The following is a 12,158-nucleotide window of genomic DNA, read 5'->3' on the forward strand; positions in this document are numbered from 1 at the left end:
CCTCCTTTTCATCCTTCGGGTCTTGCGCGATCGAATGGAGAACCATGAGCGGTGCACGACGGGCATCCGAACTTCCGGCGTGGCCCCAGTACGACGAAGCGGAACGCGCGGGTCTGGTCCGCGCGCTGGAACAAGGCCAGTGGTGGCGCATGGGCGGCGGCGAGGTCGACGCCTTCGAGCGCGAGTTCGCCGAGCACCACGGTTCCTCCCACGCCCTGGCGGTGACCAACGGGACCCACGCGCTCGAACTGGCGCTGCAGGTGCTCGGCGTCGGCCCGGGCAGCGAGGTGATCGTCCCCGCGTTCACCTTCATCTCCTCGTCCCAGGCAGCGCAACGGCTCGGCGCGGTCGCGGTGCCGGTGGACGTCGACCCCGAGACGTACTGCATCGACGTCGCGGCCACCGGGCGCGCGATCACCGACCGCACCAAGGCGATCATGCCGGTGCACATGGCCGGCCACGTCGCCGACATGACGGCCCTGCGGCAGCTCGCCGAGGACGCGGGAGTGGCGATCCTGCAGGACGCCGCGCACGCGCACGGCGCCCGGTGGGAGGGCCGGCGGATCGGTGAACTGGGTTCGGTCGCCGCGTTCAGCTTCCAGAACGGCAAGCTGATGACCGCCGGGGAAGGCGGCGCGGTGCTGTTCCCCGACGCCGACCTGCACGAGGAAGCGTTCTTGCGGCACAGCTGCGGGCGTCCGCCGACGGACCGCCACTACCTCCACAAGACCTCCGGCTCCAACTTCCGGCTCAACGAGTTCTCCGCGAGCGTGCTGCGCGCCCAGCTGGGGCGCCTGGAGGAGCAGATCGAGACGCGCGAGCAGCGCTGGCCCCTGCTGTCCGGGCTGCTGGCCGAGATCTCCGGCGTGGTGCCCCAGGGCCGGGACAAGCGCTGTGACCGGAACCCGCACTACATGGCGATGTTCCGCATCCCGGGCATCAGCGAGCAGCGGCGCAACGAGCTGGTCGACGCCCTGGTGGAACGCGGCGTGCCGGCGTTCGCGTCGTTCCGCGCCATCTACCGGTGCGACGGGTTCTGGGAGTCCGCCGCCCCGGGCGAGACGGTGGACGCCATCGCACGCCGCTGCCCGAACACCGAGGCCATCAGCCGGGACTGCATCTGGCTGCACCACCGCACGCTGCTGGGCACCGAGCAGCAGATGCACGAGGTCGCCGCCATCGTCGCCGAGGCCGTGGAGGCACCGTGAGCGGCGGAGACGCGCGCGCGGACACCGCCGCCCGCGACGGCCGGATCCGGACGGCGGTGGTCGGGATGGGCTGGGCCGGGCGCTCCATCTGGTTGCCGCGGTTGGCGCAGCACCCGGCGTTCGCGCTGACCGCGGCTGTCGACCCCGACGCCGTGGTGCGGGCCTCGGTGCGGCGCGACCACCCCGACCTGACCGTGCTGCCCACTGTGGACGCTCTGGGTGCGGAGCCGGTCGACCTGGCGGTGGTCGCGGTCCCCAACCACCTGCACGCTCCGGTCGCGTGCGAGCTGCTCGCCCGGGGAACGCCGGTCTTCCTGGAGAAGCCCGTGTGCCTGGACGCGGCGGAGGCGGACCAGCTCGCGGAGGCCGAGCGGTCGGGCGGGACGGTCCTGCTGGCGGGCAGCGCGGCACGCTACCGGGCCGACGTCCGACGACTGGCCGAGCTCGTGCCGAAGCTCGGTACCGTCCGGCACGTCGACCTGTCCTGGGTGCGGTCGCGCGGGGTGCCCAGCGCGGGCGGTTGGTTCACCGACCAGCGCACGGCCGGTGGTGGTGCCCTGGTGGACCTGGGCTGGCACCTGCTGGACGTGCTCACCGGTCTGCTCGGACCGCTCGGCGTGGCGCAGGCGGTCGGAGCGGTGAGCGACGACTTCCTGCACGACGGGGCCTGGCGCGCGGTGTGGCGCAAGGACGCCCCGGTCGCCGCCGGCGGCGACGTCGAGGACACCGCACGGGCGTTCCTGGTGACCGACCACGGGACCTCGGTGTCCCTGCGCGCCAGCTGGGCCTCGCACGAACCCCGGGACGTCACCACGATCCGCGTCGAGGGCAGCGCCGGTTCCGCCGAACTGCGCTGCACCTTCGGGTTCAGCCCGAACCGGGAGGGCGGCCCGGTGCTGACGCTGCTCCGCGACGGCGAACCGGAGCGGATCGAGGTGCCGCGCGAGGCCATCGGTGCCGAGTACCACCAGCAGCTCGACCAGCTGGTGTCGGCGCTCACCGACCCGGCCGCGCCCGGCCGTGCCATCACCGAGGCCAGGAGCACGATCGACGTGATCGACCGGGTGTACGCCTCGGCCGCTCGGAGCCGGGCGTGACCACGTCGGGGACCTGCCGGGAGGAGTCGCCAGTGGACCGGGACACGACACTGCAGCACGTGCGTCCGCGGCTCGGTGGGGAACGCGTCTTCGCCGTGGTGTTCGACCTGGACGGCGTGCTGGTGGACAGCTTCGCCGTCATGCAGGAGGCGTTCGCCGTCGCCTACGCCGAGGTCGTCGGCGACGGCGAGGCGCCGTTCGACGAGTACCGCAAGCACCTGGGCCGCTACTTCCCCGACATCATGCGGATCATGGGCTTGCCGTTGGAGATGGAGGAGCCGTTCGTCCGGGAGAGCTACCGCCGCGCTGGGCAGGTGCAGCTGTTCGACGGGGTCCGCGAGCTGTTGGCCGACCTGAGCGCGCTCGGTGTCCGGATGGCGGTGGCCACCGGCAAGAGCGGCCCGCGGGCCCGCTCGCTGCTGGACGGGCTCGGTGTCCTGCCGCACTTCGACCACGTCATCGGCTCCGACGAGGTCCCGCGGGCGAAACCGGCCCCGGACATCGTGCAGCGCGCGCTGGAGCTGCTGGGCACGCCGCCGCAGCGAGCCGTGATGGTCGGTGACGCGACCACCGACCTGATCGCGGCCCGTGGCGCGGGCGTCACCGCGGTCGCGGCCACCTGGGGAGAGTCCGATGTGGACGCCCTGCTGGCGGAGGACCCGGACGCGGTGGTGGAGTCGCCCGGAGAGGTGCTGGCGCTGGTGTCGAGGTGATGTGCCGGTCGGCCCCGGACCTCGCGCGGGTCCGGGGCCGACTCGCGTTCGGGCTCAGTCGCGCGGCATCGCGGCGAGGGTGTCGGCGACGAGCTGTTCCGGCACGTCGTGCACCAGGTCCGGTCCGTCCGGCCCGTCGAGCACGAACGTCAGGCCGGAGGTGGCCTTCTTGTCCAGACGCATCAGGTCGATCAACCGTTGCGGGGCGACGTCGGCGGGCAGCCGCCACGGCAGGCCGTAGTGCTGGACGACCTCGAGGTGCTCGGCCGCACGCCCCTCGGAGACCCTGCCGAGCGCCGCGGCCAGCCGGCCGGCGAACACCGTGCCGATGGCGACACCTTCGCCGTGGCGCAGCGCGTAGTCGGTCGCGCGTTCCAGCGCGTGCCCCAGCGTGTGGCCGTAGTTGAGCACGTGGCGGCGCCCGGTGTCGCGCTCGTCCGACACCACCACCGAGGCCTTCAACGCCACGCTGGCGGCGATCTGCTCGGGCAGCGCGAGGTGACGCAGGTCGCCCGCGCCGATGAAGTGGCAGCGCGCGATCTCGCCGTAGCCGTTGGTCCACTCGCGGGCGGGGAGCGTGGCGAGCAGGTCGGTGTCGCAGAGCACCGCCTTGGGCTGCCAGTACGCCCCGACGAGGTTCTTGCCCTCCGGGAGGTTGACCGCCGTCTTGCCACCGACGCTCGCGTCGACCTGCGCCAGCAGCGAGCTCGGCAGGTGCACGACCGGGACTCCCCGGTGGTACAGGGCCGCCGCCAGCCCGACCGAGTCGGTGACGGTCCCGCCACCGCAGGAGATCACCACGTCCGTGCGGGTGAGACCGAACTCGGCGAACCGGCGGCACATCGACTCGACCGTGGCGAGGTTCTTGTCGTGCTCGCCGTCCTGGGCGGGCAGCACCAGCGTGGGGACCCCGAGGTCGGGGAGCAGTTCCGGTGGCCGGGCGGTGACCACCGCGGCCCGCTTCGCTCCCAGCCCGGCGACCAGGTGGGGCAAGGTGCCGCGCACCCCGGGACCGATGTGGACGGTGTAGCTGCGCTCCTGCAGGTCCACCTCGATCCGGGTGCCTTCCAGGTCGGTGGGCGCGGTCATGGTCGGGCTCCTTCCAGTGCGAGTTCGACGCGTGCGTGGTCCGGGACCTCGATGCCGTGCTGGAGCGCGGTGCGCAGGGTCCGGGCGGCGAGTGCCTGGACCGGTTCGGGGATGCCGATCCGCAGGTGGGTGCGGCGGGCGTGGTCGAACAGCAGGTAGTTCACCGGAGGTGCCTCGGGAGCCGCTGCGGCCGTGATCGCGTGCACTGCCTCGAGGTAGTGCGGCCACGCGGCCCAGGAGTGCAGTGCGTCGTTGCTGCGTGCATCGGCGAGCACGTCGTCGAGGTGCCGGTCGGCCTGCCGCACCAGGTCGACCCGCTGTTCCGGTGTCAGCGCGGCCGACCAGGTCTGCCAGCACTGGAACAGGAATGCCGCGCGCTGTGGCGCTGCGACGGGGGCGATCAGCCGTCGCAGGTGGGCGGCGCAGAACCGGACCTGGTGCGTGCCGGGCACCCCGCCGTCCCGCAGGACGTGCAGCGCGAGCTCGCTGCCGGCTTCGGCGAGGTCGAGCGCGGCGCCGGACAACGCCGCGGGGTCGGCGTCGACGTCCCCTGGCCGGACGCGGATCCGGTGCTGCCGGGCCGTGGTCTCCCGGACCGCTCCGGTGCGCGCCGGTCCGGTGGTGCGGGTCCACAGGGCGACGACGGGGTCGAGTCGGTGGTGCCGTTCGAAGAACCACCGGCTGCGCGCATCGGCGGCGCGGATGCGCGCCACCAGTGCGTGCAGCGCCGTGACGAGTTCCGCTGCGGAACCCGGTCCAGGTTCGGGGGTTTCGTGCACGAGGAGTACTGACCAGTCGCGCGTCAACGCAAAGCACCTCGGTGATCGTGCGGTCGGGACGGTGGGGAGACGGCGGGGCGGCCGACCGGGAGGACCGGTGGGAGAGCTGGGCCCGCGCGCTCCCGAGCGTAGGTGCGCGTCGATCTCCACCGCCACGGCCAGGGCCGGAAACATCGGCACAGCAGCGATTTAGGGACGTGCTAGGGGGGTGAGCAGGGGGCTGCGGAGGGGCTGCGTGCGGTAGGAATTGGGGCGGTTGGGGTGTTCTCAGCGCAGCGCGGCGCGCGAACGCGCCCGTGTGTTGTGTCCGCGAACCGGCGGGTGGGCACGAGCATGAGCTGCTGCGCCCGTGTCCGGTGGTGACCGAGGATAGGGTGGAACATGCTGCGAACCGAGCTGGTTCGGCCGTTGCCTGAACTGATCCGGGACAACGCCGAGCGATTCGGGGACAAGATCGCCTTCCGCGACTCCCGGCGCGAAGTCAGCTACACCGAGCTGGAGCGCCGCACCGGCCGCCTCGCCGGGCACCTCGCGCGACTGCGCCTCCAGCCCGGTGACCGTGCCGCGATCTACCTGGGCAACCGGGTCGAGACGGTGGAGAGCTACCTGGCGATCGTCCGCGCGAACGCCATCGGCGTGCCGCTGAACCCGCGCTCCTCCGACGACGAGCTGTCGTTCTTCCTCGACGACAGCGGCGCTCGGGTCGTCATCACCGACGGCACCCGGGCCGAGCAGGTGCGGCGGGCGCTCGCCGACCGGGAGGGCGTGCGGCTCGTGGTCGCCGATCCGGACCGCCCGTTCGACGCGCCCGCGGGCGCGTCGGCCTTCGAGGTGCTGGCCACCACCGAACCCCCGGAACCCGCACGTGACGACCTCGGCCTCGACGACCTGGCGTGGATGCTCTACACCTCCGGCACCACCGGCCGGCCGAAGGGCGTGCTGTCCACGCAGCGGAACTGCCTGTGGTCGGTGGCGGCCTGCTACGTCCCGGTTCCCGAGCTGTCGGCGGACGACCGGGTGCTGTGGCCGCTGCCGCTGTTCCACAGCCTGTCGCACATCGCCTGCGTGCTCGCGGTGACGGCGGTCGGCGCGACCGCGCGGATCGTCGACGGCTTCGCCCCGGACGAGGTGCTGGCGGTGCTGCGCGAGGAGCGGTCGACGTTCCTGGCCGGGGTGCCGACGATGTACCACTACCTGGTGCAGGCCGCGCGCCGCGACGGTTTCCAGGCCCCTGAGCTGCGGATGTGCTTGGTCGGTGGGGCGGTGACCACGGCGGCGTTGCGCAACGACTTCGAGGAGGCCTTCGGCGCGCCGCTCGTCGACGCCTACGGCAGCACCGAGACGTGCGGGTCGATCACCATCAACTGGCCGCACGGCGCGCGGGTCGAGGGCTCGTGCGGGCTGCCGGTGCCCGGGGTCAACGTGCGGTTGGTCGACCCGGACACCGGCCAGGACGTGGGCACCGGCCAGGAAGGCGAGGTGTGGGTGAGCGGCCCGAGCGTGATGGTCGGCTACCACAACCAGCCCGACGTCACCGCCTCGGTGCTGCGCGACGGCTGGTACCGCACGGGCGACCTCGCGCGCCGCGACGAGGCGGGGTTCTTCACCATCACCGGGCGCATCAAGGAACTCATCATCCGCGGGGGCGAGAACATCCACCCCGGTGAGATCGAGGCGGTGCTGCGGGAGGTCCCCGGTGTCGCCGACGTCGCGGTCGCCGGCAAGCCGCACGACCTGCTCGGTGAGGTCCCGGTGGCGTTCGTGGTCCCGGCCCCGGGAGGGGTGGACCCGCAGCGGTTGGTCGCGGCCTGCCGCGAGCGGTTGGCCCACTTCAAGGTCCCGGAGGAGTTCTACGAGATCGACCGGGTCCCGCGCACCGCCTCGGGCAAGATCACCCGGCACCTGCTCCTGGAGCGGCCCGCGCGGTTGCGGGTGGCCGGGAGTTCGCACTACGGCAACCTGCTGCGCCTGGACTGGACCCCGCTGCCCTCGGTGTCGACGACGCCGTCGGCCGCGGTGCGGTGGGTCGTCGTCGGCGACGAGCGGCTGTTCGGTGCGGACACCCCGCACCACCCCGATCTGGCCGCGGTGACGGCGTCCGGGGAGCTGGCCGAGGACGACGTGGTCGTGCTCGCGGCACCGCGCACGGCGGACGAGTCCGATGTGGACGCCCTGCTCGTAGAACTGGGTCACTGGTGTGCGGCCACGCGGACGTCCGGCACGCGGATCGCGCTGGTGACCCGTGGCTGTGCGCCCACCACGGGGGCGCGTCGCGACGCACCCCAGTGGTGGGCGTCGGCGGCGCAGGTGCAGCAGGAGCACCCGGGGCGGATCGTGCTGGTCGACCTCGACGGGGACGGCGCGGTCGACCAGCGCGTCTTGACCTCCGTGGTGACCTCCGGCGAGGGGTGCGTCGCGGTCCGGTCCGGGGTCCCGCTGGTGCCGAGGTTGTCCCGCGTGGCGGTGCCGGAGCGGAGCGTCGCCGATCCGTTCGACCCGCGCCGCAGGGTGCTGATCACCGGTGCGGACGGTGCGGAGGCGGCTGCCATCGCGCACCACCTGGTGTCCGGGCACGGGGTCCGGGACCTGCTGCTGGTCAGCCGGCACGGTGAGGACGACGGTGCTGCGCGGGAGCTGGCGGCGGAACTGGCCGACGGCGGTGTCGACGTCACGGTGCTGGCCTGCGACCTCACGGACCGCGACGCTGCCGCCCACGCGCTGCTGGGTGCGTTGCCCGCCTTGGGGGCCGTCGTGCACACGGCGGGACGTCGGGAGCGGGCTGCCTCCGTGGCGGGCGCGCGCACGCTCGCCACGCTGACCGGTGACCTCGACCTGAGCGCTTTCGTCCTGGTCGGCCCGATCACCGCACCGGGGCTGCCCGCGGACCGCGCCGCGGCCGCTGCGGCCGGCGGACTGGAGGAGGTCGCGCGCGGCCGCCGCGAGTCCGGGCGGCCCGCGCTGGTGTTCGCCTGGGACCTGTCCGACGGGGCCGAGATGCCGGGGTTGGCTCGGCTCTCCGCCCAGGACGGTCTCGCCATGTTCGACGCGGCCCTCCAGCAGCCGGAGCTGGTGGTCACCGCGGCCAAGCCCGCCGCCGACTCCGTGGGTGCGCCGGTGCCGTCGGTGCTCAACGGGCTGTTCGATGTCGCGAGCGCCGAGCGGGAAGACGCGGACGAGGAGAAGGCCGAGCGGCTGCGCGACCGCCTCCGTTCGCGTTCGGGCGCCGCCCAGCGTCGGGTGCTCCTCGACCTGGTCAGGTCCGAGGTGGCGCACGTGCTCGGTCTGGAGGTCTCGGCGGTGCGGGCCGACCGCGCGTTCCGGGAACTGGGGTTCACCTCGCTGATGGCGGTCAAGCTCCGCAACGGGCTCGGTGCCGCGACCGGACTGCGCTTGCCGGCGGCCATCGCGTTCGACCACCCGAACCCGGCCGCGCTCGCCGAGCACCTGCGGTCCCACCTGCTCGGGGCGGCGGAACAGCCGTCCGTCCACCGGGCGGCCGTTCGGGACGCCGACGAGCCGGTCGCGATCGTGGGGATGGCGTGTCGGTTGCCGGGTGGGGTGTCGTCGCCGGGGGAGTTGTGGGAGTTGGTGTCTTCCGGTGGGGATGCGATTTCGGAGTTCCCGGCTGATCGTGGCTGGGACGTGGAGGGTCTGTTCGACCCGGATCCGGAGGCGGTGGGGAAGTCCTACGTGCGCACGGGTGGTTTCCTGACCGGTGCGGGGGAGTTCGACCCCGCGTTGTTCGGGATCAGCCCGCGTGAGGCGTTGGCGATGGATCCGCAGCAGCGGTTGCTGCTGGAGACCTCCTGGGAGGCGCTGGAGAACGCGGGCCTGGACCCGTTGTCGCTGCGGGGACGGGACATCGGTGTCTACTCCGGTGTCATGCGCCACGACTACGCGTCCGGTCTGGCCGAAGTCCCCGCGGAAGTCCAGGGCTACCGCAGCACCGGTGCTGCCGGCAGTGTGGCGTCGGGGCGGGTGTCGTACACCTTGGGGCTGGAAGGGCCCGCGCTGACGGTGGACACGGCGTGCTCGTCGTCGCTGGTCGCGTTGCACCTGGCTGCGCAAGCGCTTCGGGCCGGGGAGTGCTCCATGGCGCTCGCCGGTGGCGTCGCCGTCATGGCCACCCCGAGCGACTTCATCGAGTTCTCCCGCCAGCGCGGGCTCGCTCCCGACGGCCGCTGCAAGGCCTTCTCCGACGACGCCGACGGCACCAGCTGGTCCGAAGGTGTTGGGGTTGTGGTGTTGGAGCGGCTGTCGGATGCGCGGCGGGCGGGTCGTCGGGTGTTGGGTGTGGTGGTGGGTTCGGCGGTGAACCAGGACGGTGCGTCGAACGGGCTCACCGCACCGAACGGGCCGTCACAGGAAAGAGTCATCCGCGCTGCCTTGGCGAACGCGGGGCTCTCCGTGTCCGATGTGGATGCCGTGGAAGCCCACGGGACGGGGACGTCGCTTGGTGATCCGATCGAGGCTGGGGCGTTGTTGGCGACCTATGGGCAGCGCAGTGGTGTGCCGCCGCTGTTGGTGGGGTCGTTGAAGTCGAACATCGGTCATGCGCAGGCAGCTGCGGGTGTGGCTGGTGTGATCAAGATGGTGCTGGCGATGCGGCACGGTGTGCTGCCGGCATCGCTGCACGTCGGTACTCCGTCGTCGAAGGTCGACTGGGCTTCAGGTGCGGTGGAGGTGTTGACCGAGCAACGTCCGTGGCCGGAAACCGGTCGGGTGCGCCGGGCCGGGGTGTCGTCGTTCGGCGTCAGCGGCACCAACGCTCACGTCATCCTCGAACAAGCACCGGAAGACCACCCTGCGGTCGAGCGGGACACCACCGGTGTCGTCGTGCCGTGGGTCGTCTCCGGCCACACCCCCGAAGCACTCCACGACCAAGCGCAGCGAATCGGCACCGCGGCGGGTGCAGGCCTCGGCCATGTGGACGTGGGCTGGTCGCTGCTGTCCCGGGCGAAGCTCGAACACCGCGCCGTCGTCATCGCGGGCGACCGCCACGAGGCTGTTGCGGGACTCGGTTCCGTCACGTCAGGATCACCCGCGACCAGCACCGTCACCGGATCCGCCACAGTGGACGGTGAGATCGCGTTCGTGTTCCCGGGTCAGGGTGCGCAGTGGGTCGGCATGGGCGCGGAGCTCCTCGACTCCTCGCGGGTGTTCGCCGAGGCGTTGGCTGAGTGTGACGAGGTCTTGTCGGAGTTCGTCGATTGGTCTTTGTTGGACGTGATCCGGGATCGGTCGTCTCTGGATCGTGTTGATGTGGTGCAGCCTGCGTCGTTCGCGGTGATGGTGGCGCTGGCGAGGTTGTGGCAGGCGCACGGTGTCGTTCCCGATGCGGTGGTGGGGCATTCCCAAGGTGAGATCGCGGCTGCTCATGTTGCGGGTGCGTTGAGCTTGCGTGATGCGGCGCGGGTGGTGGCGTTGCGGAGCAAGCTGATCGCCGCGGAGTTGGCCGGTCGCGGCGGGATGGTGTCGCTGTCGCTGCCCGAAGCGGAGGTGGCGGATCTGATCCGCCGGTGGCCCGGTCTGGAGATCGCGGTGGTCAACGGGCCGAGTTCCGTCGTCGTGGCGGGTGATCCGGGCGCGTGCGACGAGCTGGTCGCCGAGGCCGAGGCCCGTGAGGTTCGGGCGCGCAGGGTGCCGGTGGACTACGCCTCGCACTCCAGCCACGTCGAGCAGATCGAGGAGCAGCTGCTGGACGCGCTGGCCGACATCACACCGAGCGCTCCGGAAGTACCGTTCTTCTCCACTGTGGACCTCAAGTGGATCGAAAGCGGTCATCTGGCTGCCGAGTACTGGTTCCGGAACTTGCGGCAGCGGGTGCGGTTCGCCGAGGCCACGGGTGAGCTGGTCGAGGCCGGGTACCGGGTGTTCGTGGAGGTCAGCGCACATCCGGTGCTGACGATGGCGGTCCAGGAAACCCTCGACCAGCACCCCGGTGTCGACGCGGTGGTGACCGGCACGCTGCGCCGCGAGGAAGGTGGTCTGGCCCGGTTCGCCACGTCGCTGGCGGAGCTGTTCGTCCGCGGCGTCGAGGTCGACTGGGCCCCGTTCTTCGACGGCCTCGACCCCCGCCGGGTCGACCTGCCCACCTACGCCTTCCAACACGAGCACTACTGGCTGGAGTCCGACACGATGGAGACGAGCGTGCGCGAAGAGCCCCAGATCGCCGAACAGGACGAGACCCCGATCGCCGAACAGCTCAGCGGACTGTCCGCCGATGACCGGAGGAACGCGATCGCCGAGATCATCCGGAAGGAGGCCGCCGCGGTGCTCGGCCACGCCTCCGCGGACACGATCGAGGACGACGGGGCGTTCTTCGAGATCGGGTTCAACTCCCTGACCGCCGTGGAGCTGCGAAACCGGCTCGGTGCCGCGTTCGACCTGACGCTGCCCGCGATGCTGCTCTTCGACCACCCCACCCCGGCACTGCTGGCCGACCACGTCCACCAGCTCCTGGAGAACCCCGCGGAGGGATCCGATGTTCGACGTTGACCAGTACCTGAAGGCGATCGGGTTCTCCGGGCATCCCCAGCCGGACGTCGCCACCCTCCGCCGGCTCCACAAGGCGCACCTCATGGCGATCCCCTACGACAGCTCCTGGAACGCCGAGCGGGGCATCTCGATCTGGCGAGACGTGGACATCGACGTCGACACCGTCTTCGACGAGATCGTGGTCGGCGGACGGGGCGGGAACTGCTACGAGCTCAACGGCCTGTTCCGCCGGTTGCTCGACGAGATCGGCTACGACACCGCGGTGCTGTCGGCGGGCATCCGCCAGGTGGACGGCACGTTCGGCCCGGACCTGGAGCACGTGTTCAACCGCGTCGAGCTCGACGGCACGACCTGGCTGGTCGACGTCGGCTTCGTCGGCCCCTCGTACCTGGAGCCGCTGGTGCTCTCGGACGACGAGCAGCCGCAGTTCGGCTCCACGTTCCGGATCACCCGCCAGGACGGCTACCGCGTGTTGGAGCGCAAGGGGCAGGCCGGTGACTGGCAGTCGGTGTACCGGTTCCGCCCGCAGGCGAGGGACTTCCAGGAGTGGAGCGGCGACCAGCGCGAGCTCATCGAGTTCGCCCAGCAGCTCGTCGGCGCCGGGACGGTCATCCGCGGCCGCGCGTTCGACACCGGCCAGATGATCCTGATCGGCCGGCGCTACCTGGAGGTCGACAACGGCCACGACCGGATGAGGGTGCTGGTGGACCAGGACGAACTGGACCGGGTCGTGCGCACGATCCTCCGCACCGACCGGTGACCGAGTCCCCGCAC

At 71.9% G+C, this 12,158-nt stretch carries 7 protein-coding genes; 5 read left to right on the plus strand and 2 right to left on the minus strand.

What is annotated here, in order from left to right:
- The first annotated feature begins 44 nt into the window (after window positions 1-44).
- The 3 genes from HNR68_RS14705 (at window position 45) to HNR68_RS14715 (ending at window position 3,018) form a co-directional block, all read left to right on the plus strand.
- Window positions 45-1,208 (plus strand): DegT/DnrJ/EryC1/StrS family aminotransferase, encoded by a 1,164-nt coding sequence (locus tag HNR68_RS14705; protein WP_179721361.1) that lies wholly within the window; start codon window positions 45-47, stop codon window positions 1,206-1,208.
- 65 nt (window positions 1,209-1,273) lie between these two features.
- On the plus strand, window positions 1,274-2,305 hold the full coding sequence (locus tag HNR68_RS14710; protein WP_218889190.1) for a Gfo/Idh/MocA family protein: 1,032 nt from the start codon (window positions 1,274-1,276) through the stop codon (window positions 2,303-2,305).
- Between the two features lie 32 nt (window positions 2,306-2,337).
- Window positions 2,338-3,018 (plus strand): HAD-IA family hydrolase, encoded by a 681-nt coding sequence (locus HNR68_RS14715; protein ID WP_343050156.1) that lies wholly within the window; start codon window positions 2,338-2,340, stop codon window positions 3,016-3,018.
- A 54-nt stretch (window positions 3,019-3,072) separates the two neighbouring features.
- Here HNR68_RS14715 and HNR68_RS14720 read toward each other — a convergent pair whose 3' ends face one another.
- Both HNR68_RS14720 and HNR68_RS14725 read right to left on the minus strand, forming a co-directional pair.
- A complete protein-coding gene (locus HNR68_RS14720; protein ID WP_179721363.1) occupies window positions 3,073-4,107 on the minus strand; it encodes a 3-dehydroquinate synthase family protein in 1,035 nt (344 codons plus the stop codon).
- Complete coding sequence (locus tag HNR68_RS14725) at window positions 4,104-4,913, minus strand: hypothetical protein (protein WP_179721366.1); 810 nt, start codon at window positions 4,911-4,913, stop codon at window positions 4,104-4,106. Before HNR68_RS14725 ends, HNR68_RS14720 begins: the two co-directional genes overlap by 4 nt.
- Window positions 4,914-5,267: 354 nt before the next feature.
- On the opposite strand from HNR68_RS14725, the gene HNR68_RS14730 reads away from it, so the two are divergent.
- Window positions 5,268-11,384, plus strand: a complete 6,117-nt coding sequence (locus HNR68_RS14730; RefSeq protein ID WP_179721368.1) for a type I polyketide synthase — start codon at window positions 5,268-5,270, stop codon at window positions 11,382-11,384.
- A complete protein-coding gene (locus HNR68_RS14735; RefSeq protein WP_179721369.1) occupies window positions 11,371-12,144 on the plus strand; it encodes an arylamine N-acetyltransferase family protein in 774 nt (257 codons plus the stop codon). Before HNR68_RS14730 ends, HNR68_RS14735 begins: the two co-directional genes overlap by 14 nt.
- Window positions 12,145-12,158: the final 14 nt, after the last annotated feature.

This window comes from Saccharopolyspora hordei (assembly GCF_013410345.1).
Lineage (GTDB): Bacteria > Actinomycetota > Actinomycetes > Mycobacteriales > Pseudonocardiaceae > Saccharopolyspora > Saccharopolyspora hordei.